This is a genomic window from Geodermatophilus marinus, assembly GCF_003428645.1.
Taxonomy (GTDB): domain Bacteria; phylum Actinomycetota; class Actinomycetes; order Mycobacteriales; family Geodermatophilaceae; genus Geodermatophilus.
In genome coordinates this window covers 82,767-109,520 of the sequence record NZ_QVQH01000013.1, presented here as the reverse complement: position 1 = coordinate 109,520, position 26,754 = coordinate 82,767, and the positions used below count along the sequence as shown (strand labels likewise).

Below are 26,754 nucleotides of genomic sequence, written 5' to 3'. Positions count from 1 at the left end.
CGGCGGGTCAGGCGGCCAGCCCCAGCAGCAGCAGCGTGCCGCCGAACACCAGGCCGCTGGCCACCAGCGTCACGGTCGTGTAGCCGAGGATGTCGCGCATCTTCAGCCCGGCGATGGCCAGCACCGGCAGCGCCCAGAACGGCTGGATCATGTTGGTCCACTGGTCCCCGTAGGCCACGGCCATGATCGCCACCGCCGGGTCGACGCCCAGCCGCTCGGCGGCGTCGAGCACCACCGGGCCCTGGACGGCGAACTGCCCGCCGCCCGAGGGCACGAAGAAGTTGACCAGGCCCGCCGAGAGGAAGGTCAGCAGGCCGAAGGTGGCCGGGCTGGCGATGCCCACGAAGGCGTCGGACAGCACGGTGATCAGGCCGGTGGCCGTCATGATGCCGAGGATCCCGGCGTAGAGCGGGAACTGCAGCAGGATCTCCCCGACGTTGGACGCCGCGTTCTTGACCAGCGCGATGAGCTCGAACGGGTTGCGCACCAGCAGCAGGATCAGCGCGAGGAACGTCCAGTTGACGATGTCCAGGGTCGGCGTGCCGCCGTCGACGTAGTGCAGGACGAGGTAGGCGGTCAGGGCCAGCCCGGTGAGCAGCGTGGGCACCCGGCTGGCGTCGACCCGGTCGGCGGGGGTGACGACCTGGTCCTCGGCCTCGGGCGCGGAGCCGTACTCGGCCCCCGCCGGCAGGGGGACGACGGGGTCCCCGGGCTTGGGGGCCGCCCAGCCGAGCGCCAGCCCGACCACGACGATGGTCACCGCGGCGGCCGTCAGGTTCCACCAGGTGAAGGTGGTCTCGGTGACCGGGAGGGTGCCGCCCAGCTGCTCGGCGAGGAAGGAGTCCTCGGTGGCGGCGGTGAGCGGCCCGGACCCCGAGTAGCCCATGTGCCAGATGACGTAGCCGGAGTAGCCGGCGGCCACCAGCAGCGGGAAGTGCAGCCGCAGCCCCCGCTCCCGGCCCTGCTCGGCGACCTCCTTGGCCAGCAGCGCGCCCACCACCAGCCCCAGGCCCCAGGTGATGAGGGAGGCGAGCGCGGCGACGACGAAGACGTAGACGTAGGCGGTGCGCGCCGAGCGCGGGACCCCGCCGAGCCGGACCAGCAGCCGCCGCACGGGGCCGGTGTTGGCCAGGGTGTGCCCGAGCAGCAGGATCAGCGCCATCTGGGTGATGAAGGCCAGCAGGCCGGCCAGCCCGTCGCCCCACGCGACCACCACCTCGCGCGGCCCCGAGTCGGTGAGCAGCAGGGCCATCAGCGCGACGACGAAGGTCAGCGCGATGGCGAAGACCAGCGCGCTGGGGATGTAGCGCTCCACCACGGAGTTGACCGGCCGCATCACCGCGGCCAGCCCGGAGGAGCGGCCGGCAGACCCCCGCGGGGTGCCGCCCTGGTCGGTCCTGGTCATGTACCGCCTCCTGCGGTCGCCGGACCCGCGCCGGCGGGCTCGCCGGCCGGGAGGCGCGGCCGACGGCCGGCGCAGCAAGCATCGTGACACCGCCCCGGGCCGGTCGCGTGCCGGGCCCGGGTGCTCAGCGCAGCGGCTGCCCCAGGGCCGCGGCGAATGTCTCGGGGTCGCGCAGCCACAGCAGCGTCGCCTGCTCGCCCGACCCGTCGGCGGTCAGGTGGCGGACGGCGACCCGCGCCCGCCCCGGCCACCGGCCGCCCCGCCGCCGGGCCCGCGGCCAGCCCTCCGGCGGCGCACCGCGGCGCACCTCGCGGACCAGGCTGCGCGGCACCACGTGCAGGGCCGTCGTGCGCCGCAGGCCGGCCACGTCGACGGAGAACCCGGCGTCGGAGACCGTCAGCCGGGACGTGGACAGGGCGACCACCGCCGCGCCGACCAGCAGCGCCAGCGGCAGCTCCCCGACGGTCGCCGACGGCCCGGCGGTCCACGCGAACAGGCCCAGCCAGGCGGCGACGAAGGCGGCGGCGGAGAGGACCACCCAGGCCCGCGGCGGGTCGTGCTGCCAGTAGACCAGCGGCGCCGGGACGACGGTGGCCGACCGCCGCGGCCCGCGGCCCGGGAAGAACCCGTACCCGGCGACCTGGACGGCGTGCCGCTCCCCCTCGCGCAGGGCCCGGACCGGGAGGGGCTCGTCCGGGGTCCGCCGTCGCCGTCCCGCCATGGCGGTGATCCTCTCAACCGCCGCGGCCGCCCGGGCCCGCCCCGCTGGCAGTTCCCTTGCGCACCGCGGCGGCCGGACCCCTGTCGCCGGCGGGCCGGACTGCCGATGGTGGAGGGCGTGACGACGTTGCTCTTCCTGCTCCTCTTCCTGCTCGTCCTGCAGGAGCTCGGCCGTCCCGCGGCCGGGTCGTCCCGCCCGGCCGCGGCCTCGTGGGCCGAGGTCCGGCACCGCCTCGCCACCGACGTCCTGGCCGGCGCCCGCGTGCTGAGCCGGCTCGGCGCGCTGCGCCGGCACGGGCACGGCGGCCCCTGCGCCTGACCGCCGCGCCCGGGGCTCCGGCGCGCGGACCTGTCGGCCGTCGGTGGGAGACTGGCGTGGTGACCGTCCCCGACCAGCCGTACCGCAGCGGCTTCGCCTGCCTGGTCGGGCGCCCCAACGCCGGCAAGACGACGCTGACCAACGCGCTGGTCGGCACCAAGGTCGGCATCGTCAGCAACCGGCCGCAGACGACCCGGCACGCGATCCGCGGCGTCGTCTCCCGGCCACGGGGGCAGCTGGTGCTCGTCGACACCCCGGGGCTGCACAAGCCCAGGAGCCTCCTGGGCCGCCGGCTCAACGACGTCGTCCGCGACACGCTGGCCGACGTCGACGTGGTCGTGTTCTGCGTCCCGGCCGACCAGCCGGTCGGCCAGGGCGACCGGTTCATCGCCCGGCAGCTGCGCGAGCTGCGCACGCCGGTGGTCGTGGTCGTGACCAAGACCGACGCCGCGTCCCGGCAGCAGGTCGCCGCGCAGCTCCTGGCGGCCGGCGCGCTGGTCGAGGCGGCCGAGGTGGTGCCGGTCAGCGCGGTCGCCGGTGACCAGGTCGAGCTGCTCGAGGACCTCCTGGTGGGCCTGCTGCCCGAGGGGCCGCCGCTGTACCCGGAGGAGCAGACCACCGACTCCGACGTCGACCGGCAGCTGGCCGAGCTGGTCCGCGAGGCGGCGCTGGAGAAGGTGCGCCAGGAGGTGCCGCACTCGCTGGCGGTGACGATCGAGGAGACCGCCCGCCGCCCCGACCCGAAGCGGCCCGGCGGCGAGCTGGTCGAGGTGCACGCCCTGCTGCACTGCGAGCGGCCCAGCCAGAAGCCGATGCTGCTCGGCCGCGGCGGCGAGGTGATCCGCGCCATCGGCACCGAGGCCCGGCAGGGGATGGAGGCGCTGCTCGGTGCCCGGGTGCACCTGGACCTGCACGTCACCGTGCTGGGGGAGTGGCAGGACGACCCGAAGAAGCTGAACAGGCTCGGGTACTGATGAGCGGCACACCGAAGTCCCTGTACCGGGACGAGGGGATCGTCCTGCGCACCCAGAAGCTGGGCGAGGCCGACCGGATCGTCACCGTGCTCACCCGCCGGCACGGCAAGGTCCGCGCCGTCGCCAAGGGGGTGCGCCGGACCAAGAGCAAGTTCGGGGCCCGGCTGGAGCCGTTCAGCCACGTGGACCTGCAGCTCTACACCGGCCGGAACCTCGACATCGTCAGCCAGGCCGAGTCGATCCGCTCCTACGGGCAGCCGATCGTCACCGACTACCCGGCCTACACCGCCGGCACCGCGGTGCTCGAGACCGCCGACCGGCTGACCGCGGAGGAGCGGGAGCCCTCGCTGCGGTTGTTCCTGCTCGTCGTCGGCGCGCTGCGCGCGCTGGCCGGGCGGGCGCACCCCGCCGGGCTCGTGCTCGACGCCTTCCTGCTGCGCGCCATGTCGGTCGCCGGCTGGGAGCCGGCGCTCGGGGACTGCGCCCGCTGCGGCGAGGCCGGCCCGCACCGCCACTTCTCCGTACCGGCCGGCGGCACCGTCTGCCCGCCGTGCCGGCCCGCGGGGTCGGCCACGCCGAACCCGGTCACCATCGAGCACCTGGAGGCGCTGCTGTCCGGCGACTGGGCCACCGCCGAGGCCAGCCAGGGCGGCACCCGGCGGGAGGGCAGCGGCCTGGTCGCCGCGCTCCTGCAGTGGCACCTGGAGCGCGGGCTGCGCTCGCTGCCGCTGGTCGACCGCTCGGAGCCGGTGGCCGCGGGCCGGGAGGCGGGCCTGCTGCGTGAGGCGTGAGGTGAGGGCCCCGTCCCCGCACCCCTCCGGCGCCCGGCCGCCGGACATCCCCGCCGACCGGGTGCCGCGGCACGTGGCCATCGTCATGGACGGCAACGGCCGCTGGGCGCAGCAGCGCGGGCTGCCGCGGACCGCGGGCCACGAGGCCGGGGAGTCCTCGCTGTTCGACTGCGTCGAGGGCGCGATCGAGCTCGGCGTCCGGGCGCTGTCGGCGTACGCCTTCTCCACGGAGAACTGGCGGCGCAGCCCGGAGGAGGTCCGCTTCCTCATGGGCTTCAACCGCGACGTCATCCGCCGCCGCCGCGACGAGATGCACGCGCTGGGGGTGCGGGTGCGCTGGGCGGGCCGCCGTCCGCGGCTGTGGCGCTCGGTGATCCGCGAGCTGGAGGTCGCCGAGGAGCTCACCCGGGACAACGACGTCCTGACCCTGACGATGTGCGTCAACTACGGCGGGCGCGCCGAGATCGCCGACGCCGCCGCGGCCATCGCGCGGGAGGTCGCTGCCGGCCGGCTGCGCCCCGACCGGGTCGACGAGCGCACCGTGGCCCGCTTCCTCGACGAGCCCGACATGCCCGACGTCGACCTGTTCGTGCGCAGCTCCGGGGAGAACCGCACCAGCAACTTCCTGCTCTGGCAGGCCGCCTACGCCGAGCTGGTCTTCCTCGACACGCTCTGGCCCGACTTCGACCGCCGGCACCTGTGGGCCGCCTGCGAGGAGTACGCGTCGCGGCAACGCCGCTTCGGCAAGGCCTGAGCGGGCCGGTCCCGGACGTCCCACGTGCCCCGGCCGCAACGCTTTCGGGGCACGGCGCGCAGGTGCGTTGACAGCTCCCGGCGCCGGCCCGACAGTGGCGGCTCCCCGTGAGAGGACGGACCCCCACCGTGAGCGAGAGCACCGCCGCGCCCGCGCATGCCCAGAACCGGCCGCCGCTGCCCGGCGACCTCACCGACGCCCTGGTCGCCACCGACCTGTGGACCGACGAGATGGTCGCCGAGGCCGGCATCCCGGTCATCGACGTCCCCCTCGTCACCGTCGGCGGTGGCGTGGGGTCGTTCGTGCTCGTCGACTACCTGCGGATCTGCGGCGTCCCCACCGACGCCATCCGCGTGCTGACCCCGCTGCGCACCCCCTGGGAGAGCTACGAGTACCTGACGACGGTCTCCCAGATCCCGCGCGGCGAGCGGCTCCGCTCGGACTCCTCCGGCACCCCGGACAACATCTGGGGCTTCCCCGGCTACGCCATCCGCGAGGCGCTGCAGGGCAACCTCACGGCGGCGTGGAACGTGCTCGTCGAGCCGGTCCTCGCCGACTACTACACGCCGCAGGCCGGGATGGTCTTCGAGTCGATGGAGAAGGAGATGCACCGGATCCGGTGGCCGGAGATGGTCGTCCCCGGGCAGGTGCGCATGACCCGCCGGCGCGTCGGCGGCGGCTACTTCACCGTGCTCACCCCGCCGGAGGGCGCCACGCCCACCCGGCGGATCGCCTACCGCAGCCGCTTCGTGCACCTCGCCGTCGGCTACCCCGGCCTGCGCTTCCTGCCCGACCTCCAGCGGTACCGGGCCGAGCACGGCGACTACAGCCGGGTGGTCAACGCCTACGAGCCGCACGAGCACGTCTACGAGCGGCTGGCCCTGCGCCCCGGCACGGTGCTCGTCCGCGGCGGCGGCATCGTCGCCTCCCGCGTGCTGCAGCGGCTCATCGACGACCGCGACCGGCGGGGCCTGAACACGCAGATCGTGCACCTGTTCCGGACCTACGTGGACAAGCCGCACGGGCCGAGCCTGTTCATGCGCCGCAAGGGGGCCGACGGCTGGGCCTACCAGGGCTTCAACTGGCCGAAGTCGACGTGGGGCGGCCAGCTGCGCGCCCGCATGTCCCGGCTCGAGGGGGAGGACCGCGCCCGGATCTACAAGGACATGGGCGGCACGAACACCCCGGTGCGCAAGGACTGGCAGGAGCAACTGGCCCGCGGGCGGCAGCAGGGCTGGTACCGCGTGGTCGTCGGCCAGATCGAGGGCATGCGCCCGGTCGGTGACCTGGTCGAGGTCTCCGTGGCCAGCGACCAGGGCCCGCAGGTGGGCACGTTCGACGTCGTCGTCGACTGCACCGGCCTGGAGGCCGACATCCGCGAGCACCGGCTGCTGGCCGACCTGCTCGACCACTCCAACGCCCAGCGCAACCCGCTCGGCCGGCTCGACGTCGGGCACCGGTTCGAGGTGACCGGCACCGGCAACGGCGGCAAGGTCTACGCCTCGGGCAGCGCCACGCTCGGCGGCTACTTCGCCGGCGTGGACAGCTTCCTCGGCCTGCTCGTGGCCGCGCAGGAGATCACCGACGACCTCGTGGCCCAGGGGTTCGGCCAGAAGCTCACCCCGGGGCGGTCCACCAGCCAGTGGTGGAAGTGGGTCCGGAACACCACCATCTGACGCCCCCCGACGTCCTTCGAGAGAGACATCCGTGATCCCCACCCTCAACGGCCGCATCCAGACCCGGGTCTTCCTGCTGGCCACCGTCGGCGTCCTGTGGACGCTCGTGCTCACCCCGCTGCTGCCGACCGGCGCACCGCTGGGCGCCTCCTACGCGGCCACCTTCTCGGTGCTGCTCCTCGTCACCGTGCTGGGCGTGCTCTGGGAGCTCGTCTACCACGGGTTGCAGCAGTTCCGGTGGGAGAAGGACTGGCCGACGTTCTTCACGCTGATCACCGGCATCCCGGAGGGGCTGCTGGTCTGGTTCCTGCTCGCCGGCGGCGCGACCTGGGTCGACAGCATGCCCGGACCGGCCTTCGTCCTGCTGTTCACGAGCACGTGGCTGCTGGTCTTCCTCGTCGCCAACGGCCCCCTGCGGGTGCCGTTCGTGCACTGGCGCAACCGGGGCGGGAGGTTCGTCTGATGGCGGTCCCCGCGCCGCTCGGGGCGGGCACCGTCCCCCCGTTCGACCAGGTGGCGGTGGCCGTCGCCCCCGGGGACGACCTGGTCGTCCGGATGCCGGGCATCGTGCTGGTGGTGTCCGTGCGGACCGCCGACGCGCCGGCCCCGTCGCCGGCGCCCCGGCTCGGCGGCTGGGGGGCGCCCCCGGTCGCCGCGCCGCAGGCGGCCCCGGTGGGGCACCCGCGGGTCGGTGAGCTGGTCGACCTCTGCCGCGCGGTGTCGGCGGCCGGCTCCCGCGCCCCCGGCCGGCGGCTGCAGGACGAGGTCCGCGCCTGGCTGTCCGCGGCCCGTGACCTGCCCTCCTTCGCGCTCGCCGCGGCCACCGAGGAGGGGCTGGCCCTCGGCCTGGTGGGCCGGGGCGTGGCCGAGGTGCCCGACCTGGGCCTCCGGCTGACCTCCGCAGACGGCGAGCGGCTGCCCGACGGCACCGCCGTCCTCGCCCGGCTGGTCGACTGGCCGCCGGCGGCGCTGCGCCTGTCGGCCGGGGCCCCGATCGGCACCGCCCCGCACCCGCTGGCCGACCTCGAGGCGGGCGCGGTGCCCGGCGCGGCCGCCGTCCTCTCGTCGGCCCCCGCCCCCGCGCGGCCGGCCGCCGCGGACGCCCCGCCGGCCACCACGGCGGTCCGGCTCCCCGCGCCCGGCGCGGCCGCGGGAGCTCTCGCCGCCGTCCCGCCGCCGCGGACGCTGCGCAAGCCGGGCCGGTCGGGGGCGCCCGGCGCACCGGTGGTCGGGTCGGCCCCGGTCGCGCCGCACCCGGACGCCGGCCCCGGGGACGAGCACGGGCACGGCTCCCCGCCGGCCCCGCCCGCCGTGCCCGAGCCGCAGGTGGAGCTGCCGCCACCGGCCCGGGCGGTGTCGCTGCTGGCCCCGCCGCCGCCCGAGGAGGCCGAGCCCCCGCGGGCCCCGCTGCCGGTGGTCTCCGGCGAGCAGCCGCCCGCGGCTGTCGCCCGGGACCCCGAGGACGGCCGTCCCCGGGTCAAGGGCTTCCTCTGCTCGCGCGGGCACCTCAACGACCCGCGGGTGCAGTTCTGCGCGCTGTGCGGCGTGCGGATGGCGCAGCAGACCGGCGTCCTCACCGACGGCGTCCGCCCGCCGCTGGGCCTGCTGGTGTTCGACGACGGCGCGACCGTGAGCCTGGACGCCGACTACCTGCTCGGCAGGGAGCCGGAGACCGACGAGCGGGTCCGCGCCGGGGCGGTCCGGCCGCTGCTGGTGGTCGACCCGACGGGCGGGGTGAGCCGCCACCACGCCGAGATCCGGCTCGAGGGCTGGGACGTCGTCCTGGTCGACACCGGGTCGGCCAACGGCACCCTGGTCGCACCGCGGGGCGCCCCGGCCTGGTCCTCCCTCGTGCCGGGCCAGCCGGTGCAGCTCACCCCCGGCATGGCGGTGCGCATGGGCAGCCGGAGCTTCGCCTTCGAGTCCCCGCACGGCGGGTACTGACCCGCACGTCGACGGCGCCCCCACCCGGTCACCGGGCAGGGCGCCGTCGTGCGCCCGGCCGGGGGTCAGGCACCGGCAGCGGGCCTCGGCTCCGGAGGTCAGGGGACCGCCGGGCCGGTGGTGAGACCGGCCAGCGTCTCCTCGAGGTCCCGGTCGCGGTCGGCCTGCCCGGCGTGCACGTGCAGCACCGGGGTGAGCAGGTCGGCCTCCGCGCCGGCCGGCGCCCCGGCGGGCGCGACCACCAGCGCCGGCAGCGCCTCCCCGGCGCCCGCGTCGTCCAGGACGGGCACGCCGGCGCGGCGCAGCCCCTCGGCGACCCCCGCGGCCCGCCGGCCCGCCCGCCAGCCGTCGCCCCCGGACCGCAGCCGCAGCGGCACCGCGCGGCCCAGCGCCGCCTGGGCGGCCAGGCGCACCGCGGCCCGGCCGTCGGGCCCGCCGTCCTGCACCAGCGACACCGGCCCGGACGGCGCCAGCCCCGCCCCGCCCAGCTCGCCGCTCACCGTCACGACGGTGCCGGCCAGCCGGGCCGGCCACGCCGGGGCCGGCCCGGGCGCCCCCTCGGGCAGCCCCCAGCCGCTGCGGACCAGGACGACGTCGGCGGCCGCGGTGCCCGCCACGTCGGCCACGTCGCTCCACGGGTCGTCGCCGAACCGGGAGGCCACCGAGGCCCGGATCCCGCGCGCCTCGACGATGCGGGCCAGGTCGCGCAGCTCGACCCCGGCCGAGGCCATGAGCGCGAGGTCGGCGCCCAGCCCGCTGGCCACCTCCGGCCGGGGCCGCGACCGGCGCACCACGCGGGTCAGCACCACCTGGGCGGGGGCCTCGCGCCCGACGAGGTCGCAGGCGAGGTGCACCAGCGCCGCGTCGCGCTCCGGTTCCTCGACCACGACGAGCACCGTGTAGGCCTCCTCGAGGCCCAGGGCGGCCCGCTCGGCGGCCGCGATGTCCCGCTCGAGCACCCGCGGCGGGTAGACCAGCCGCAGCAGCGGCGAGGTCATGAGCGTGGTGACGACGGCCATGACGACCAGCAGGGTGAACATCTCGCCGTCGAGGACGCCGAGCTGGACGCCGATGTTGAGGATCACCAGCTCGGTGAGCCCGCGGGTGTTCATGAGCACGCCCAGCGCCGTCGCCTGCCGGCGGGGCACCCGCTGGGCGCGGGCCGCGGCGAAGGCGCCCACCGCCTTGCCGGCGATCGCCACGAGCAGGATCAGCCCGAGCTCGCCGAGCCCGGTCACGTCGATCGCGCCGATGTCGACGTTGAGCCCGGTGACGACGAAGAAGACCGGCAGGAGCAGCAGCACGCTCACCTGCTCGAGCCGGTCGGTGATCTCGTGGGTGAGCGCGGCGGCGCCCTGCCGCGGCATGACGACGCCGAAGACGAACGCCCCGAAGATGAAGTGGATGCCGATCTCCTCGGTGACCCACGCGCAGCCGAGGATGCCGACGAGCACCAGCGCCAGCATGTCGGGGGTCAGCCGCCCGGCCCGCTCGTGCCCGGCCACGAGGCGGCGCAGCAGGGGCTTGACGACGCCGAACATGACGACGGCGAAGACCGCGGAGAAGACCAGGATCTGGGCGACCCCGGCCAGGGAGGTCGCCGCCACCGTGGCCACCACGACCGCCAGCAGCGCCCAGGCGAGGACGTCGTCCACCGCGGCGCAGGCCAGGCTGAGCACGCCGGTGGGGATCCGGTGCATGCCCCGCTCGGCGAGGATCCGCGCGAGGACCGGGAACGCGGTGATCGACATCGCCACGCCCAGGAAGAGCGCGAAGGACAGCAGCGGGACCGCCTCCCCGCCGACCTCGTCGTGCCGGGGGTGCAGCACGGTGGCCAGCAGGAACCCCAGGGTGAACGGCAGCACGATCGAGGCCACCGACACCGAGAGGGCGATGCGCTCGCGGCCGCGGATGAAGGAGAGGTCCACCTCCAGGCCGACGAGGAACATGAACAGCACCAGGCCGAGCTGGGCCAGCACCTCGAGGAAGGGCCGCACGTCGGGCGGGAAGAGCAGGGTGTCGAGGTCGCCGGGCAGGGCGCCGAGCAGGGTCGGGCCGAGCAGGATCCCGGCGATGATCTCGCCCATGACGGCGGGCTGGCCGACCCGGACGGCGAGCCGGCCGACGAGGCGGGCGAGCAGGACGATCACCGCCAGGTCGAGGAAGACGTAGGCGACGATCTCGGCGATGCTGTGGTCCACCGGTGCTCCGACTGCAGCCGGGCCCGTGCTGCCGGGTCCCGGGGGGCGTGGGGAGGCGGGCCCGTGCGGCCCGGGGGACCGCCCGCAGCAGGGCGGATCCGGGCGCGGATGGTAACGGCGGGTGCCCGGTCGTGGCGGCCCCGCGCGCGCGGTGCGGCCGGCGTCCCGGACGCGACGGCGCGGGCACACCCGGGAGCCGACCGCTTCCCGGACGGGCCCCGCTTCTGCACACTGGGCCGCCGCCGCACGCGCGGCGTCCCGGCACGCGCCGGAGCACGAGATCCAGGAGGACATCGGATGGATGCCGTCGGCCTGGCGGGCCCGGCGCCTGCCGCCATCGCGGACTACCAGGTGGTCCGGGTGCTGGGGGAGGGCAACAACGGCCGGTTCTACCTGGCGCGCCCGCCGGCGCGGCTCGGCCTGCCCGACGAGTACGTGGCGGTGAAGGTCTTCAGCGGCACGCACGGCGAGCAGGCCTACGAGCGGGGGGTGCGGGAGCTGCGCGCCTTCGCCCAGGTGCGCTCGCCCTACCTGGTGCGCGTCTACGACGCCGTCCTGCAGGACAGCTTCCTGTACGCGATGGAGTACTGCCCGCTCGGCTCCCTCGCCGCCCCGGCGCGTCCGCTGGGGCGCCGGGAGGTGCTGCGGGCCGTCGCGCACGCCTCCTCCGCGCTGCACGCCCTGCACGAGGCGGGCCTGACCCACGGCGACCTCAAGCCGGCCAACATCCTGCTCACCGAGGAGGGGGGCAAGCTCTCCGACCTCGGCCTGGCCCGGTTCCTGACCCCCGGGGTCACCCTCACCGGCATGGCGGGGGCGGCGTCGGTGGAGTACCTGGACCCGGCGCTGCTGCGTGGCGAGCGGCCGTCACGGGCCACCGAGGTGTTCGCGATCGGGGCCACCCTGCACCGCACGCTCACCGGCAACGGCCTCTACGGGGAGCTGCCCGACGGCGAGCCGCTGCTGGCCATCCGCAAGGTCATGACCGCCACCCCGGCGATCTCCCCGGGGATGACCCCCGACGAGGAGGCCCTGGTGCGCGACTGCCTGGCCCCGGTGGGGCGGCGCCCGCCGACCGCCCTGCTGGTGGCCCAGCGGCTCGAGGCGCTCGCGGCGGCCGCGCCGGCCTGATCAGGAGCAGCACGCACGGCGAGGGCCCCGGCCCGGCAGCTGCCGGACCGGGGCCCTCGCCGTGCGCGGCCGGGTCGCCGGTCAGGGGCGGACGAAGTCGCTGTTGGCGTTCTGCCGCCACCACTCCATGAGGGTCACCAGGCCCTCCTGCCCGGCGCCGGCGATGGCCACGATGGCCTCGGCGTTGAACTCCTCCTCGGTCCAGATGAGGAAGGCGTTCTGCGTCCCCTCGTCGACGTAGCAGGCGATCCGGCCGACCTGCTCGCCGTCGGCCTGCCAGTAGCCGTACCCCTGGGCGTCGGGGCACAGGGTGCCGGCGGGCAGCTCCGCGATCCCGGCGCCGGTCACGTCCCTGAGGAAGACGCCGTCGAGGGTCTCGGCGTCCGGGTACAGGTAGAACGAGGAGTCCTGCGGGCCCGGCTGCGCGGTCGAGGCCCCGCAGTCGAGCACCGCGAGCTCGCCGTCGTTGGACGGGTCACCGGTGCGGCAGCCGGCGCCGTCGAAGCCCAGCGGGATGATCGCCCGCAGGTCCTCCTCCGGCTCCGGCGCGGGGGTGGGCTCCGGCGTGGGCTCGGTGGTGACCGGCGCGGTGGTCACGTCGGAGGCCACCCGGGGCGTCGGGGTGCCGCCGCCCCGGGTCAGCGCGATGACGCCGACGACCACGAGCACGACCACCACCGCGGCGGCCCCCAGGACGAGCGGCAGCCTGCTCCGGCGCCCGCCGCCCGGGGCCGGTGCCGCCGGGGGGAAGCCGGGCGGGCCGGGGTCCGACGGCGGGCCGTAGCCGCCGCCGGGGGCGGACGTCGGCCCGTAGGCGGACCCCGGGTTGGACGTCGGCCCGTAGGCGGCGCCCGGGTTGGACGGCGGGCCGTAGGCGGCGCCCGGGTTGGACGGCGGGCCGTAGCCGGCGCCCGGGGGCGGCGGCGGGCCGTACCCGGTCGCGGTGCCGCCCCCCAGGCCCGCGGCGGTGCCCGCCAGCGGCTGCGGGTAGCCGGTGGCCGGCCCGCCGGGCGCGCCGGGCTGCGAGAAGCCCACCGTGTGCGGGATGAACGGCATCGGGGTGATCGACGTCGGCGGCGCCGCCGGCACCGGCCGCGCCTCGACCCCGGACTCCTTCAGCGCCGCCCGGGCGGCCGCGGCGAACTCCCCGCAGGTGGCGTAGCGCTCGGCGGGGTCCTTGGCCAGGCCCCTGCGGATCACGTCGTCCAGCGCCGCCGGCAGGCCGGGGCGCACCGAGGAGACCGCGGGCGGCTCGGTGTTGAGGTGCGCGAACATGAGCGTGGCCAGGCCGTCGCCGGCGAACGGTCGCTGGGCGGTCAGGCACTCGAAGAGCACGCAGGCCAGGGCGTAGACGTCGACCCGGCGGTCGATCGGCTGCTCGAGGAAGCGCTCCGGCGCCATGTAGTCGAACGAGCCGAGCGCGGCGCCGGTCTGGGTCAGCGCCGGGCCCTGCGCGTCGGAGGTCGAGCGGGCGATGCCGAAGTCGACCAGGTAGACGAACTCGTCGTCCCCGCTGCCGGTGACGATGATGTTCGAGGGCTTGACGTCCCGGTGCACCAGCCCGTCGGCGTGCGCCGAGTCCAGCGCCCGCGCGGTCTGGCTGATGACCGACACCGCCCGCGCCGGCGTCATCGCGCCCTCCTCGGCGAGGACGGCGGCGACGTCACGGCCGGGCACCAGCCGCATGTCGAGGAACAGCCGCCCGTCGATCTCGCCGTAGCGGTGGATCGGCACGATGTGCGGCTCGTTGAGCCGGGCCGCCAGGTGGGCCTCCCGGCGGAAGCGCTCCCGGTAGCCGGCATCGGCCGCCAGGTGCTGGGAGAGGACCTTGAGCGCGACCACCCGGTCGTGCTCGGTGTCGTAGGCGCGGTACACCTCTCCCATGCCGCCGCGCCCGAGCAGCGCCTCGATGCGATAGGCGCCGAACTGTTCCAATTCCACTGCTGGCCTTTCCGTCCCCCCGCTGTGCGGGTGCTCGTCCGGGCCGGCGCCCGGACGGCGTCGAGGGAGTGTAGGGACGCCACCGGGCCCCGACCACCGCCCCGCGCGCGGCCGGTGCGGCTTCCCGTGGCCGGTGCGTCGTGCCGTGACCCAGCTGTGATCGGCCGTCGCGCCGAAAGCGGTAGGCGGATCGCCGGTGCGCCTCTACCTTGCTCTCGCTCCGGGCCCGCCCCGGTCGCTGCCAGGGGGCCCGCGCGCCGCCCGCGCACCCCTTCGCCCGAACGGGAGACGCACGATGAGCCAGCCCCCAGGCCCCTACGGGCAGCCCGGCCCGTACACCCAGCCCGGCCCCTACGGCCAGCCGGGGCCCTACGCCCAGCTCGGCCCCTACGGCCAGCCGGGGCCGTACGCGCAGCCCGGCCCCTACGGCCCGCCGGCCGGCCCCGGCGGGCCGTTCGGCCCCGGGTCGGGCCCGGGCGGGTACGGCCGGCCGCCGCAGAGGGGCAGCGCCCTGCCGTGGGTCCTGGCCGCGCTGGTCGTGGTCCTCGTTGCCGCCGGCGTGGGCGGGTTCTTCCTGCTGCGGGACGACGACGGCGGCGGGACGACGACCGCGGCCCCGGCGACCACCAGCACCAGCGCCCCGCCCTCGTCGCAGGCCCCGGCGATGGACATGGGCATGTCCGGCCCGGTCAGCATCCCCGGCGGCGCGGGCAGCTCCCCGGGCGGCGGGACCGAGACCGGCGGTGGCATGACCGGGACGACCCCGCAGGTGCCCAGCGGCGGCGGCAGCACCGAGCAGTTCCCGGGCTCGGTCCAGCTCGCCTTCGACTGGATGGTCGGCATGGCCGACGTCGACCCGGCCGCGGTCTGGGCGCTGACCTGCCCGGAGCTGCAGCAGGCCGCTGCCGAGGGGGCGGCCGGCACCGACCTCACGCCGCAGGACTACCTGGTCGGCTTCTTCATCACCGCCACGCTGGGCGGGGCGACCATCGTCGACGGCAACGCGGTCGAGGTGCGGTACGACGCGGCCAACGCCGTCGACGTCGTCACCTTCGACCTCCAGCTGGACAGCGGCAGCACCCAGTCCGTGCAGGTCTGGGTGGACTCCCGCCTGCTGGTCTGCAACTTCGCCTGACGACGGCACGCACCGACCGCACCCGACGGCCGGCCCCGGGCGCCCGCCCGGGGCCGGCCGTCGCCGTACCCGGGGGTCGCGGGCGGCCCCGGGGCCCGGCCACCGGGCTGGCACGATGGCCGCCGTGTTCGCGGTGACCAGGTTGCGGGTGCCCGAGGCGGACGCCGGGGCGGTCGCCGCCGACGTCGCCGCGCTGCTGGCCGCCCTCGCCGGCCGCCCGGGTTTCCGGGACGGCCGGGTCGGCCGGGCCGCCGACGACCCCACCCTGTGGGCGCTGCTCACCCGCTGGGAGGGGGTCGGCGCCTACCGGCGGGCGCTCTCCGCCGCCGAGGTGAAGGTGGCCGGCGCGCCGGTGTGGGTGCGGGCCCTCGACGAGCCCGGCACGTTCGTCGAGGACGCCGGCGCCTGACCCACCCGCCGGCCCGCGGCCCCCGGGACGGCGCGAGGCGCCGGCCCGGGGGAATCCGGACCGGCGCCTCGCTCGTGGTGGTCGGGTGCGGTCAGTCCGCCTCGAGCACCTTGTTCTCCACGGGGGCCGCCGGCGCGGGGCGGCCGAGGAAGCGGTCGACCAGCGGGCCGGTCATCGCCGTCGTCACCAGGGCCATGACGACCACCCCGGCCTGCAGCTGCGGGCTGATCACCCCGGCGTTGAGCGCGACCAGCGCAACGACCAGGACCAGCAGCCCGCGGCAGTTCATCAGGATGCCGAGGGCGTTGCTCTCCGCCCAGCTCAGCCCGCCCAACCGGCCGCTGACCAGGCCGCCGCCCCACTTGGCGGCGACCGCGACCACCACGAACAACGCGATGCCGGGGACCACCGCCCAGGTCAGCGTGGTGAAGTCGGTGCGCAGCCCGCTGTAGGCCAGGAAGACCGGCAGCAGGAAGACCACCGCGACGTCGGAGAGCTTCGACACCAGGGCGCCGGTGAGCACCGGGTGCCGGGGCAGCACCAGGCCGGCGACGAACCCGCCGACGATGACGTGGACGCCGATCCGGTCGGCGGCGTAGGCCGAGGCGAGCACCAGCACCAGGACGGCGGCCAGCTGGGTGCCCTCCAGCGGCCGGTCGGCCGAGGTGCCGGAGAGCAGGCGGGCCATGAGCGGCCGCACGGCGAACCACATGACCGCGAGGTAGACCAGCGTGCCGACCAGCCGCCACAGGTGCGTCGTCCCGGGCTCGCCCGCGGCGACGCCGCGCGCGACGCCGACGGCCAGGAACATGAGGACGGTGACCGCGGCCGCCGCCGCGATGCCCGTGATGCCGAGCGGGGTGGTGGACAGGCCCTTCTCCTGCAGGATCCGGGCGGCCACCGGGAAGGCGGTCACCGCCAGCATCGCGCCGACCATGAGCGTGAAACCGACCCGCGTCGGGTCGCCGGTGCCCAGGAAGTCGTCGTCGAAGAGGACCGGGGTGAGGAGGAACGCCGCGGCCATCGGGATGGCGACCACCCCGACCGACACGGTGGCGATGCCCGCGTAGCGGCCCTTGAGCCGGTCGGTGTCCAGCTCCAGACCGACCAGGAACATGAAGAGGATCAGCGCGAGCTGGCCCAGCAGGTTCAGCCCGCTCTGCGCCTGGGCCGGGAAGAAGCAGGACGTGATGCTGGGGGCGACGCCCTCGGCCAGGGACCGGTCGCAGGCGAGGAACGCCCACGACTCGTCCCACACGAAGAGGTTCGCGCCGAGCAGCGAGGGCCCGAGCAGGACGCCGGCGAGGATCTCCCCGACCACGCGGGGCTGGCCGACCCGCAGGGCGAGGGCGCCGACGAGCCGGGCGACGACGAGGATGATCGCGACGTCCAGGAGGACGAAGGCGACCACCTGGTCCCCGGGCAGGGACGGAACGGGCATGGCGGGTCTCCGGGGGGCGGGCGGGGAGGAGGGCGGCGCATTGTGGCCCACGCCCCCGGCCGCCGTCACCGGTTCCGCGCGCGGGTTCTCGGCGGTGTCTCCGGTGCCGGTCCCCGGGGCCGCGCTCCGCGCGTGGCGGCCGGCCGGAGCAGGCGGGCACGGCCCGCCCGGCGACGCAGCCGCCGGATGAGGAGCGTCGACCACGACCTCGACGGCGAGCGGTGGGCGGCGCTGGTCGCCGCGTGGGCCAAGTGCGCCTGCTGCGGTGCCACCGGAAGGCCGCAGCAGCGCGACTGCGTGCTGCCGATCTCCCGCGGAGGGCGGTACACGGTGGACAACATCGCCCCGGCCTGCCGATCCTGCAACGCCAGCAAGTGCAACGACGAGGTCACCGGGTGGCTGCGCCGCACGCGGCTGGACGAACGGGCGTTCCTGGCGCGCCACGTCGCCGTCCGCGAGGAGCTGGCGAAGCTGTTCGGGCCGTAGCCGCGCGGGCGCGGCCGACCACCGCCGGGTGCCGGCCGACCGGCCCGGACGGCGCCGCGCGATGGCCGACTACCGTGGACCGGTCAGCCGCCGACCGCCAGCCGGATGGAGCCCCCGCCCGTGGACCCCCGCACCGCCCCGCACGACCCTGCCCGCCTCGACAAGGTGGTCAACCTCTGCAAGCGACGGGGCTTCGTCTTCCCGTCCGGGGAGATCTACGGCGGCACCCGCTCGGCCTGGGACTACGGCCCGCTGGGCGTCGAGCTCAAGGAGAACATCAAGCGGCAGTGGTGGCGGACCGTCGTCCAGGGCCGGGACGACATCGTCGGCCTGGACTCCTCGGTGATCCTGCCCCGGCAGACGTGGGTGGCCTCCGGGCACGTCGGGGTCTTCACCGACCCGCTCACCGAGTGCCAGAACTGCCACAAGCGGTTCCGCGCCGACCACCTCGAGGAGGACTTCGAGGCCAAGAAGGGCCGGGCGCCGGAGCACGGGCTGGCCGACATCACCTGCCCGAACTGCGGCACCAAGGGCGCGTGGACCGAGCCACGCGACTTCAACATGATGCTCAAGACCTACCTCGGCCCGGTCGAGGATGAGTCGGGGCTGCACTACCTGCGCCCGGAGACCGCGCAGGGCATCTTCGTCAACTTCGCCCACGTCATGGGGGCGGCCCGGAAGAAGCCGCCGTTCGGCATCGGCCAGATCGGCAAGTCCTTCCGCAACGAGATCACGCCGGGCAACTTCATCTTCCGCACCCGCGAGTTCGAGCAGATGGAGATGGAGTTCTTCGTCGAGCCGGGCACCGACGAGACGTGGCACCAGTACTGGATCGACGAGCGCACCCGCTGGTACACCGACCTGGGCATCCACCCGGACAACCTGCGGCACTACGAGCACCCGAAGGAGAAGCTGTCGCACTACTCGACGCGCACCGTCGACATCGAGTACCGCTTCGGCTTCCAGGGCTCGGAGTGGGGTGAGCTCGAGGGCATCGCCAACCGCACCGACTTCGACCTGAAGACCCACTCGGAGCACTCCGGCGCCGACCTCACCTACTTCGACCAGGCGAGCAACAGCCGCTGGACGCCGTACGTCATCGAGCCGGCGGCCGGGCTGACCCGCTCGCTCATGGCCTTCCTCGTCGAGGCCTACACCGAGGACCAGGCCCCCAACGCCAAGGGCGGGGTCGACACCCGCACGCTGCTGCGGCTGGACCCGCGGCTGGCCCCGGTGAAGGCCGCCGTCCTCCCGCTGTCGCGCAACGCCGACCTCTCGCCCAAGGCCCGCGACCTCGCGGCGCGGCTGCGCCAGAACTGGAACGTCGACTTCGACGACGCCGGCGCCATCGGCCGCCGGTACCGGCGGCAGGACGAGATCGGGACGCCGTTCTGCCTCACCGTCGACTTCGACACCCTGGAGGACCAGGCGGTGACGGTGCGGGAGCGGGACTCGATGAGCCAGGAGCGCATCGCCCTCGACCAGGTCGAGACCTACCTGAAGACCCGCCTGCCCGTCTGCTGAGCTCCGTGATCTGTCGGCCTACCGGCCTCCGACCGCGGCCAGGTGCCGTCCCGGCCTGCGCTGAGCACCAGACCCCGGCCCTCCTCGGGGACCCTGCGGGCCCCGCTCGTCGGGCCGCCACCACGGCCAGGTGCCGTCCCGGCCTGCGCTGAGCACCAGACCCCGGTCCTCCTCGGGGACCCTGCGGGCCCGCCGGCGGGTTCACCCGCTCCACCTGACGTGGAGCCGTGTCACGGCACGGCCCCACGTCAGGTGACCCGGGTCACCCCGCGCCGACGAGGTCGTCGGCGCGAGCCAGCCAGCCGTCGTCACCGGCGCGCCCGTCCCGGTACCGCCCGACCTCGCGTGGGGTCTCGCTGAAGTCCCGGGACGCAGGGCCCGGCATCGCCAGCGAGCGCCGTACCTGTGCCTCGAGCTCGGGGCGCCGGCGGTCCAGGTCCGCGACGGTGATCCGGACGAACCGCACGCCCAGGGACCGGAGCAGGTCCTCGTTCCGCTTCTCCTTCCAGAGCTCCTCCTCGGGGGACCGTCCGAAGGCCGGTCGGCGGTACTTGACCCGGCCGTCGAACTCCACGGCGAGCGCTGCGTCGGGGTACCAGCCGTCGACGACCGCGACCAGCCGGCCGCCGACCCGCAGCTCGACCTGCGGGAGGAACGGCGGCAGGCCCAGCGCGGCGAAGGTCAACCGGCCGTAGGTCTCCAGCCACGACTCCGCCCGGCCGTCGGCCAGCCCGACGGCGCGGACCGCCCGGGGCACCCCCGGCACGCACCACTGCCGGTCCAGGACCCGTTGCAGCTCCTCGCGGGTCACCAGCCCGCGCAGCAGCGCCGCGTCGGCCGCGGCAACGGCGTGCACCTCGGGCCACGCCCGGGCCACGTCGACGACGGTTCGGGCGGCGGTGGTCACCCGGTAGGCCCCGCGCGCCGCCACCTCGTCGTCCGGCAGGCCGGCCCGGGTCATCAACCAGCCCTGCCCGCGACGCCACCGGTGCGGATCGGTCAGCTCGACCACCGACGTCGCCGACCTCGGTCGCGGCATCCCCCATACCCAGGCGGCGGTCGCACCGCTCAGGACGGCGGACGGTCGCGCCGGCCGGTGGTCACGGCCAACGCGTCGAGACCGGGTCGACGCCCCGTCCGCTCCACCTCGGCGAGGTCGGTGGAGGAGACGAAGACCCCGGTGCGCAGGCGCACCCACGCACCCGAGCGCACCGCCGTGCGCACCTTGCTCTCGGCGACCCCGGTGACGGCGAGTTCGGCGGTGGTGAAGAGGCCGAGACGCCGTCGACCGCGCTCGGTCACGGCCAGCGGAACGGGGGGTGGACGGCCACGGGTGCAGCCTGACGGGCGACCGCCGTGCGCAGCGTGCGCCGGGACGATCTGTGGACGGGCGCCTGCCGCGTGGCAGGTGCCGGTCGGCCCCCCGACATCGACCAGGTCAACCCGGGCCAGCCGAGGCTGAGCCGAGCCACGGCACGGCTCCACGTCGGCCGCACCGGGTCGACCCGGCGGGCGACGGGTGCGGCCGACCGTCACCACCCGGAGCGGCCCGCCCAGGTCGCGGACCTTCCGGTGTCGAGGCGCCCCGGGTGGGTGTCGGCCGCGGTCGTCCCGGGCAGGGGACAGGGGAGCGCGGGGGAGACCCAGGGCGGCCAGGCCGCCGTCCGGTCCCCGCGCGGGGAAGGGGACCCCCGTGAAGGCAGTCGTCTACAAGGGTCCGTTCGAGGTCGCGGTCGAGGACGTCGAGGACGCCCGGGTCCAGGACCCGACCGACGTCCTGGTCCGCGTCACCTCCACGAACATCTGCGGGTCGGACCTGCACATGTACGAGGGCCGCACCTCGGCCGAGCCGGGCATCGTGTTCGGCCACGAGAACCAGGGGATCGTCGAGGAGGTCGGCCCCGGCGTCGCCAAGGTCAAGGCCGGCGACCGGGTGAACCTCCCGTTCAACATCGGCTGCGGCTTCTGCTTCAACTGCGAGCGCGGCTTCACCGGTTTCTGCCAGACGGTGAACCCCGGCTTCGCCGGCGGGGCGTACGGCTACGTGAGCATGGGCGGCTACACGGGTGGCCAGGCCGAGTACCTGCGGGTGCCCTTCGGCGACTTCAACTGCCTGGAGCTGCCCCAGGGCGACGAGCACGAGGCCGACTTCGCCATGCTCAGCGACATCTTCCCGACCGGCTACCACGGCGCCGAGCTGGCCGAGGTCCGGCCGGGGGACACGGTGGCGGTCTTCGGCGCGGGGCCGGTGGGCCTGATGGCGGCCTACTCGAGCCTGCTCCGCGGCGCGAGCGTGGTCTACGTCGTCGACAAGGTCCCCGAGCGGCTGGCCAAGGCCGAGGAGATCGGCTGCGTCCCGGTCGACTTCGGCCGGACCGACGCGGTGGAGCAGATCCGGGAGATGCGGCACGGCGACGGCGTGCAGAAGGGCATCGACGCGGTCGGCTACCAGGCGCACGGCGAGGGCGGCGAGGAGCACGCCAACGCCGTCCTGGAGTCGCTGATCGCGCTGGTCAACCCGACCGGGCGGCTCGGGGTGCCGGGGCTGTACCTGCCCGCCGACCCGGGCGGGGCGGACGAGGCCGCCCGCAAGGGGCAGCTGCTGCTGTCGTTCGGCACCTTCTTCGAGAAGGGGCTGTCGCTGGGCTGCGGGCAGGCCAACGTCAAGCGGTACAACCGCTACCTGCGCGACATGATCGTCGCCGGCCGGGCCACGCCCTCCTTCGTGGTCAGCCACGAGCTGCCGCTGGACCAGGCGCCCGACGCCTACGAGAAGTTCGACAAGCGCATCGAGGGCTACACCAAGGTGGTGCTGCACCCGGCGGCGTGAGCCGGGACCGGTCCGGGCCTCACCTACCCTGGGAGGCGTGAGCAGCAGCGTCCTCGAGCGGGGTCCGTCCACCGGGACGGGCCCCGCTCCGCTGCACCTGGGCGCCCTCACCGTCGACCCGGCCGTGGTGCTCGCCCCGATGGCCGGCATCACCAACCCGGCGTTCCGCACGCTGTGCCGCGAGTTCGGCGCCGGGCTCTACGTCTGCGAGATGATCACCACGCGGGCGCTGGTGGAGCGCAACGAGAAGACGCTGCAGATGGTCCGGGCGACCCCGGACGAGGAGGATGCCTTCTCCGTGCAGCTCTACGGCGTGGACCCGGCGACGGTCGGCCGGGCCGTGGAGATGCTCGTCGACGAGGGCGTCGCCGGTACCCGCCCGGCGCACGTGGACCTGAACTTCGGCTGCCCGGTGCCCAAGGTGACCCGCAAGGGCGGCGGGTCGGCGCTGCCGTGGCGCCGGGTGCTCTTCCGCGACGTCGTGCGCGCCGCCGTCCGCGCCGCCGGCGACGTCCCGGTGACGGTGAAGACCCGCATCGGCATCGACGCCGCCCACGTCACCTACGCGGACGCCGGCCGGATCGCCCAGGACGAGGGCGCCGCGGCGATCACCCTGCACGGGCGGACCGCCGACCAGCTCTACAGCGGCACCGCCGACTGGGCGCCCATCGCCCGGCTGGTGGAGGCCGTCGACATCCCGGTGCTGGGCAACGGCGACATCTGGGAGGCCGACGACGCCCTGCGCATGGTCGCCGAGACCGGATGCGCCGGCGTGGTGGTCGGCCGCGGCTGCTTGGGCCGGCCGTGGCTGTTCGGCGACCTCGCCGCCGCCTTCGCCGGGCGGCCGGAGCGCGCGCTGCCGACCCTGCGCGAGGTGGCCGCGATCATGGTCCGGCACGCGGAGCTGCTCGGTGCGGAGCAGGGCGAGCGGCACGGCTGCTCCGACTTCCGCAAGCACGTCGCCTGGTACCTCAAGGGGTTCTCCGTGGGGTCCGACGTCCGCCGGGCGCTGGCCATGGTGAGCTCCCTCGACGAGCTGGCCGGGCTGCTGGCCGGCATCCCCGAGCAGCCGTACCCGACCGCCGTCCTCGGCGGGCCGCGCGGGCGGACCAGCCCGCCCCGTCCCGTGGCGCTGCCCGAGGGGTGGCTCGAGGACCGCGACGACCCCCGGCCGCCGGCCGGGGCCGAGCTGATGGTGAGCGGCGGATGAGCAGGACCTCTGCGAGGACGACGGTCGAGGGAGCAGCGCAGCGAGCGCCGGCGAGCGAGGAGCGGATCGAGCCATGAGCACGGGTCCCTTCCTCTACGACGACGGCCCGGCGCCGCTGCACACGGGCACGCCGCGCTCGGCCCGCGGCCTGATCCTGGCCGTCCTGGGCGGGACCGTCGCCGTCGCGCTGGCGATGGCCGTCGGGCTCCCGCTGGTCAAGGGCAGCCCCCAGGAGCAGGCCCGCGAGGTCACCGGCGTCTTCCTCGACGCGCTCGGCCAGGGCGACACCGAGACCGCGTACCTGCTGCTGTGCACCGCGGAGCGGGCCCGCGTGGCCCCCGAGGACGTCGCCGAGGCCTACGGCGTCACCGGCGCCGGTGAGGTCGCCGCGGTGCGCGCGGCCGAGGTCGACGGGGAGGCGGCGCAGCGGGTGCGGATCGGCTGGGCGGACGGCGGCTCGTCGACCGTGACGGTCGTCAGCGAGGACGGCCCGCGCATCTGCGGGACGACGGGCTGACGCCGCGCGCCGTTCCCTTCTCAGCGCCGGGCCGGGGTGCCAGCATGTCTGCCGCCCGCCCGGCGCCCGCCCGGGAGGCCCCGAGAGAAGGAACCGCGTTGTCGCACCCGTCCCCCCAGCCGGTCGCCGGCCCGCCCGTGCCGCCCGCCGCCCCCGTGCCGCCGCCCGCCGCGCCCACGCAGATCGGCTTCCCGGGCCAGGTGCCCTTCGCGCCGCAGCCGCAGTACGCCCCCCAGCAACCGCCGACGCGCCAGCAGTACGCCACCGGGTTCCCGAACTACGTCTCCCCGCGCCCCTCGCCGCCGAACCGCACCGGCCTGGTCGTCGGGTCCGTCGTCGTGGCGGTCACGCTGCTGTTCGCCCTCGTCGGCTTCCTCCTCGTCGCCTGACCCCCCGTCGCGGGGGTCCCGTGGCCCGGGCCGTCGTCGCCCGGCACGGCCCGGCCGCGGCTCGTCGCCCGCGCACCCCACCGGTCGTGGGACGACGGCTGGCGTGTCCCCGCCGAGTGGGCCACCATCCCCCCACAAGGTCTCGACCGAGACGTATGAGACGTCTGGGTCGACGGCGCCGTCGCCGGTCGGGACCGCACGCCGGGCCGGGCCGAGGTCCGGCGCCGGCAGCGGTGAGCGCGGAGGTGCACGGTGGGCGGACCGGCGACGTGGGTCTACGACTTCAGCGAGGGCAGCAAGGACCAGAAGGACCTGCTGGGCGGCAAGGGCGCCAACCTGGCCGAGATGACCAACCTCGGGCTGCCGGTGCCGCCCGGGTTCACCATCACCACCGACGCCTGCCGGTACTACCTGGAGCACGGCAGCACACCGCCGGAGCTGGCCGACCAGGTCACCGAGCACCTGACCGCCCTGGAGAAGGCCATGGGCAAGACCCTCGGCGACCCCGGGGACCCGCTGCTGGTCTCGGTGCGCTCCGGGGCGGCGGCGTCGATGCCCGGGATGATGGAGACCGTCCTCAACGTGGGCCTCAACGACGAGTCGGTCCGGGGCCTGGCCGAGCAGTCCGGCAGCGAGCGGTTCGCCTGGGACTCCTACCGGCGGCTCATCCAGATGTTCGGCAAGACCGTGCTCGACATCGACGGCGAGCTGTTCGCCGACGCCCTCGACGAGGCCAAGCGCGAGCAGGGCACCGACCTGGACCTGGACCTCGACGCCGAGCACCTCCGCGACGTCGTCGGCCGGTTCAAGGCGATCGTGCGCGAGCAGTGCGGCCGGGACTTCCCCCAGGACCCGCGCGAGCAGATGGACCTGGCGATCAACGCCGTGTTCGACTCCTGGAACTCCGAGCGGGCGATCCTCTACCGCCGCCGCGAGCGCATCCCCGGCGACGCGGGCACCGCGGTCAACGTGTGCGCCATGGTCTTCGGCAACCTCGGCGCCGACTCCGGCACCGGGGTGGCGTTCACCCGGGACCCGGGCAGCGGCGCGCAAGGCGTCTACGGCGACTACCTGCAGAACGCGCAGGGGGAGGACGTCGTCGCCGGCATCCGCAACACCGTGCCCCTCACCGAGCTCGAGCGCATCGACGAGGCCGCCTACCGCGAGCTCATGCAGACGATGGCCACCCTCGAGGCGCACTACCGCGACCTGTGCGACATCGAGTTCACCATCGAGCGCGGCAAGCTCTGGATGCTGCAGACCCGGGTCGGCAAGCGGACGGCGGCGGCCGCCTTCGTCATCGCCACGCAGCTGGTCGACGAGGGCCTCGTCGACATGGACGAGGCGGTCCGGCGGGTGACCGGCGACCAGCTGGCCCAGCTGATGTTCCCCCGGTTCGTCTCCGGCGGGGACGCCCAGCAGCTCACCCAGGGCATGAACGCCTCGCCCGGCGCCGCGGTCGGCAAGGCGGTGTTCTCCTCGGAGACCGCCGTCCAGTGGGCCGACCGCGGGGAGAAGGTGGTGCTCGTCCGGCGGGAGACCAACCCCGACGACCTGTCCGGGATGATCGCCGCCCAGGGCGTGCTGACCAGCCGCGGCGGCAAGACCTCGCACGCCGCCGTCGTCGCCCGCGGCATGGGCAAGACGTGCGTGTGCGGTGCCGAGGAGCTGCAGGTCGACACCAAGGCCGGCCGGTTCACCGCGCCCGACGGCACGGTGGTCTCCGAGGGCGACGTCATCTCCATCGACGGGTCGACCGGCAAGGTGTGGCTGGGGGAGGTGCCGGTCGAGGACTCGGAGGTCGTGCGCTACTTCGAGGGCGAGATCGACCCGGACGCCGAGGACGCCGGTGACCTGGTGCGCAGCGTGCACCGGGTCCTCACGCACGCCGACGGCGCGCGCCGGCTCGACGTCCGCACCAACGCCGACACCCCCGACGACTCCGCCCGCGCCCGCCGCTTCGGAGCCCGCGGGATCGGCCTGTGCCGCACCGAGCACATGTTCCTCGGCGACCGGCGGCAGCTGGTGGAGAAGCTGATCCTCGCCGAGACCGACGAGGAGAAGCAGGACGCCCTCGACGGGCTCGCGCCCCTGCAGAAGCAGGACTTCCTCGAGATCTTCGAGGCGATGGACGGGCTGCCGGTCACCGTGCGGCTGCTCGACCCGCCGCTGCACGAGTTCCTCCCCGACCTCACCGAGCTGTCGGTGCGGGTCGCCGTCGCCGAGGCGCAGGGGCACCCGGACGAGGCCAACCTGCGGCTGCTGGCCGCCGTCCGCCGGCTGCACGAGCAGAACCCCATGCTGGGGCTGCGCGGCGTGCGGCTGGGCCTGGTGGTCCGGGGCCTGTTCGGCATGCAGGTCCGCGCGATCGCCGAGGCCGCGTGCGAGCGCAAGGCCGCCGGCGGCGACCCCCGCCCGGAGATCATGATCCCGCTGGTCGGGGCGGTGCAGGAGCTGGAGGCGATCCGCGAGGAGGCCGACCAGGTGCTCGCCGCCGTCTTCGCGGAGTGCGGGGTCGAGCTCGACGTCCTCGTCGGCACGATGATCGAGGTGCCCCGGGCCGCGCTCACCGCGGCCGAGATCGCCCAGTCGGCGCAGTTCTTCTCCTTCGGCACCAACGACCTGACCCAGATGACCTGGGGGTTCTCCCGCGACGACGTCGAGGCGGCGTTCTTCCACGCCTACCTGGACAAGGGCATCTTCGGCGTCTCGCCGTTCGAGTCGCTGGACCGGCCCGGCGTCGGGGAGCTGGTGCGGATCGGGGCGGAGCGGGGGCGCGCGGCGCGGCCGGACCTCAAGCTCGGCATCTGCGGCGAGCACGGCGGCGACCCGGACTCGGTGCACTTCTTCCACGAGGTGGGCCTGGACTACGTGTCCTGCTCACCGTTCCGGGTGCCGGTGGCCCGGCTGGAGGCGGGCCGGGCCGCGCTGGGGGCCGAGCACGTGGGCAGCTGAGG

24 protein-coding genes are annotated in these 26,754 nt (G+C 75.4%); 17 read left to right on the top strand and 7 right to left on the bottom strand.

Features of this window, described 5'->3' with window-relative positions; genetic code table 11:
- Positions 1-7: 7 nt before the first annotated feature.
- On the bottom strand, positions 8-1,405 hold the full coding sequence (locus tag D0Z06_RS15345; protein WP_199522335.1) for a short-chain fatty acid transporter: 1,398 nt from the start codon (positions 1,403-1,405) through the stop codon (positions 8-10).
- A gap of 124 nt (positions 1,406-1,529) precedes the next feature.
- A complete protein-coding gene (locus D0Z06_RS15340; protein ID WP_117378380.1) occupies positions 1,530-2,126 on the bottom strand; it encodes a hypothetical protein in 597 nt (198 codons plus the stop codon).
- Positions 2,127-2,243: 117 nt separating this feature from the next.
- Here D0Z06_RS15340 and D0Z06_RS15335 point away from each other — a divergent pair, with 117 nt between their 5' ends.
- From D0Z06_RS15335 to D0Z06_RS15305, 7 genes are all read left to right on the top strand, one after another.
- Positions 2,244-2,444, top strand: coding sequence for a hypothetical protein (locus tag D0Z06_RS15335; protein WP_147332062.1), 201 nt, complete (start codon positions 2,244-2,246; stop codon positions 2,442-2,444).
- 59 nt (positions 2,445-2,503) lie between these two features.
- Positions 2,504-3,418 (top strand): GTPase Era, encoded by a 915-nt coding sequence (gene era / locus D0Z06_RS15330; protein ID WP_117378419.1) that lies wholly within the window; start codon positions 2,504-2,506, stop codon positions 3,416-3,418.
- Positions 3,418-4,209 (top strand): DNA repair protein RecO, encoded by a 792-nt coding sequence (recO, locus tag D0Z06_RS15325; protein ID WP_117378376.1) that lies wholly within the window; start codon positions 3,418-3,420, stop codon positions 4,207-4,209. The genes era and recO overlap by 1 nt, the downstream gene beginning before the upstream one ends.
- A 1-nt stretch (position 4,210) precedes the next feature.
- On the top strand, positions 4,211-4,963 hold the full coding sequence (locus D0Z06_RS15320; protein WP_233517717.1) for an isoprenyl transferase: 753 nt from the start codon (positions 4,211-4,213) through the stop codon (positions 4,961-4,963).
- Positions 4,964-5,091: 128 nt separating this feature from the next.
- Entirely contained in the window at positions 5,092-6,639 is a 1,548-nt protein-coding gene (locus tag D0Z06_RS15315) for an FAD/NAD(P)-binding protein (RefSeq protein ID WP_117378372.1), read from the top strand.
- Between the two features lie 31 nt (positions 6,640-6,670).
- A complete protein-coding gene (locus D0Z06_RS15310) occupies positions 6,671-7,102 on the top strand; it encodes a hypothetical protein (RefSeq protein ID WP_117378370.1) in 432 nt (143 codons plus the stop codon).
- Entirely contained in the window at positions 7,102-8,583 is a 1,482-nt protein-coding gene (locus D0Z06_RS15305) for an FHA domain-containing protein (RefSeq protein WP_117378368.1), read from the top strand. Before D0Z06_RS15310 ends, D0Z06_RS15305 begins: the two co-directional genes overlap by 1 nt.
- 98 nt (positions 8,584-8,681) lie before the next feature.
- On the opposite strand, the gene D0Z06_RS15300 is transcribed toward D0Z06_RS15305, so the two are convergent.
- Positions 8,682-10,784, bottom strand: a complete 2,103-nt coding sequence (locus tag D0Z06_RS15300) for a cation:proton antiporter (protein WP_199522334.1) — start codon at positions 10,782-10,784, stop codon at positions 8,682-8,684.
- Positions 10,785-11,081: 297 nt separating this feature from the next.
- On the opposite strand from D0Z06_RS15300, the gene D0Z06_RS15295 reads away from it, so the two are divergent.
- Complete coding sequence (locus D0Z06_RS15295) at positions 11,082-11,915, top strand: serine/threonine-protein kinase (RefSeq protein WP_117378367.1); 834 nt, start codon at positions 11,082-11,084, stop codon at positions 11,913-11,915.
- 81 nt (positions 11,916-11,996) lie between these two features.
- Here the strand turns inward: D0Z06_RS15295 and D0Z06_RS15290 are convergent, their stop codons facing one another.
- Positions 11,997-13,850, bottom strand: coding sequence for a serine/threonine-protein kinase (locus D0Z06_RS15290; protein WP_117378365.1), 1,854 nt, complete (start codon positions 13,848-13,850; stop codon positions 11,997-11,999).
- Positions 13,851-14,151: 301 nt separating this feature from the next.
- Between D0Z06_RS15290 and D0Z06_RS15285 the strand changes: the two genes are divergently transcribed.
- On the top strand, positions 14,152-14,991 hold the full coding sequence (locus tag D0Z06_RS15285) for a hypothetical protein (protein WP_117378363.1): 840 nt from the start codon (positions 14,152-14,154) through the stop codon (positions 14,989-14,991).
- Positions 14,992-15,106: 115 nt separating this feature from the next.
- Positions 15,107-15,400, top strand: a complete 294-nt coding sequence (locus tag D0Z06_RS15280; protein WP_117378361.1) for an antibiotic biosynthesis monooxygenase — start codon at positions 15,107-15,109, stop codon at positions 15,398-15,400.
- 91 nt (positions 15,401-15,491) lie between these two features.
- On the opposite strand, the gene D0Z06_RS15275 is transcribed toward D0Z06_RS15280, so the two are convergent.
- Entirely contained in the window at positions 15,492-16,841 is a 1,350-nt protein-coding gene (locus D0Z06_RS15275; protein WP_117378359.1) for a cation:proton antiporter, read from the bottom strand.
- Between the two features lie 186 nt (positions 16,842-17,027).
- Between D0Z06_RS15275 and D0Z06_RS15270 the strand changes: the two genes are divergently transcribed.
- Positions 17,028-17,327, top strand: a complete 300-nt coding sequence (locus tag D0Z06_RS15270) for an HNH endonuclease (protein WP_117378358.1) — start codon at positions 17,028-17,030, stop codon at positions 17,325-17,327.
- 120 nt (positions 17,328-17,447) lie between these two features.
- A complete protein-coding gene (locus D0Z06_RS15265) occupies positions 17,448-18,851 on the top strand; it encodes a glycine--tRNA ligase (protein ID WP_233517716.1) in 1,404 nt (467 codons plus the stop codon).
- Between the two features lie 262 nt (positions 18,852-19,113).
- Here D0Z06_RS15265 and D0Z06_RS15260 read toward each other — a convergent pair whose 3' ends face one another.
- Both D0Z06_RS15260 and D0Z06_RS25420 read right to left on the bottom strand, forming a co-directional pair.
- Positions 19,114-19,890, bottom strand: a complete 777-nt coding sequence (locus tag D0Z06_RS15260) for a hypothetical protein (protein ID WP_147332061.1) — start codon at positions 19,888-19,890, stop codon at positions 19,114-19,116.
- Positions 19,891-19,919: 29 nt separating this feature from the next.
- Positions 19,920-20,153, bottom strand: a complete 234-nt coding sequence (locus D0Z06_RS25420; protein WP_158579996.1) for a type IV toxin-antitoxin system AbiEi family antitoxin domain-containing protein — start codon at positions 20,151-20,153, stop codon at positions 19,920-19,922.
- A gap of 391 nt (positions 20,154-20,544) precedes the next feature.
- Between D0Z06_RS25420 and D0Z06_RS15250 the strand changes: the two genes are divergently transcribed.
- The 5 genes from D0Z06_RS15250 to ppdK all read left to right on the top strand — a co-directional run bounded on the left by D0Z06_RS15250 (position 20,545) and on the right by ppdK (position 26,752).
- Positions 20,545-21,681, top strand: a complete 1,137-nt coding sequence (locus tag D0Z06_RS15250; protein WP_117378350.1) for a glutathione-independent formaldehyde dehydrogenase — start codon at positions 20,545-20,547, stop codon at positions 21,679-21,681.
- Positions 21,682-21,718: 37 nt separating this feature from the next.
- A complete protein-coding gene (gene dusB / locus D0Z06_RS15245; RefSeq protein WP_233517715.1) occupies positions 21,719-22,891 on the top strand; it encodes a tRNA dihydrouridine synthase DusB in 1,173 nt (390 codons plus the stop codon).
- Between the two features lie 73 nt (positions 22,892-22,964).
- On the top strand, positions 22,965-23,408 hold the full coding sequence (locus D0Z06_RS15240) for a hypothetical protein (protein ID WP_117378347.1): 444 nt from the start codon (positions 22,965-22,967) through the stop codon (positions 23,406-23,408).
- 98 nt (positions 23,409-23,506) lie between these two features.
- Positions 23,507-23,797, top strand: a complete 291-nt coding sequence (locus tag D0Z06_RS15235) for a hypothetical protein (protein WP_117378345.1) — start codon at positions 23,507-23,509, stop codon at positions 23,795-23,797.
- 252 nt (positions 23,798-24,049) lie between these two features.
- The gene (gene ppdK, locus D0Z06_RS15230) at positions 24,050-26,752 is read left to right on the top strand and encodes a pyruvate, phosphate dikinase (RefSeq protein WP_117378344.1); all 2,703 of its coding nucleotides are present in this window, start codon (positions 24,050-24,052) and stop codon (positions 26,750-26,752) included.
- The last annotated feature ends 2 nt before the right edge of the window (positions 26,753-26,754 follow it).

Excerpts from the sequence above, each read along its gene's own strand:
- D0Z06_RS15345 (WP_199522335.1), bottom strand. The coding sequence starts at position 1,405 with ATGACCAGGACCGACCAGGGCGGCACCCCGCGGGGGTCTGCCGGCCGC.
- D0Z06_RS15340 (WP_117378380.1), bottom strand. The coding sequence starts at position 2,126 with ATGGCGGGACGGCGACGGCGGACCCCGGACGAGCCCCTCCCGGTCCGG.
- recO (WP_117378376.1), top strand. The coding sequence starts at position 3,418 with ATGAGCGGCACACCGAAGTCCCTGTACCGGGACGAGGGGATCGTCCTG.
- D0Z06_RS15305 (WP_117378368.1), top strand. The coding sequence starts at position 7,102 with ATGGCGGTCCCCGCGCCGCTCGGGGCGGGCACCGTCCCCCCGTTCGAC.
- D0Z06_RS15295 (WP_117378367.1), top strand. The coding sequence starts at position 11,082 with ATGGATGCCGTCGGCCTGGCGGGCCCGGCGCCTGCCGCCATCGCGGAC.
- D0Z06_RS15285 (WP_117378363.1), top strand. The coding sequence starts at position 14,152 with ATGAGCCAGCCCCCAGGCCCCTACGGGCAGCCCGGCCCGTACACCCAG.
- D0Z06_RS15280 (WP_117378361.1), top strand. The coding sequence starts at position 15,107 with ATGGCCGCCGTGTTCGCGGTGACCAGGTTGCGGGTGCCCGAGGCGGAC.
- D0Z06_RS15275 (WP_117378359.1), bottom strand. The coding sequence starts at position 16,841 with ATGCCCGTTCCGTCCCTGCCCGGGGACCAGGTGGTCGCCTTCGTCCTC.
- D0Z06_RS15270 (WP_117378358.1), top strand. The coding sequence starts at position 17,028 with ATGAGGAGCGTCGACCACGACCTCGACGGCGAGCGGTGGGCGGCGCTG.
- D0Z06_RS15260 (WP_147332061.1), bottom strand. The coding sequence starts at position 19,890 with ATGCCGCGACCGAGGTCGGCGACGTCGGTGGTCGAGCTGACCGATCCG.
- D0Z06_RS15240 (WP_117378347.1), top strand. The coding sequence starts at position 22,965 with ATGAGCACGGGTCCCTTCCTCTACGACGACGGCCCGGCGCCGCTGCAC.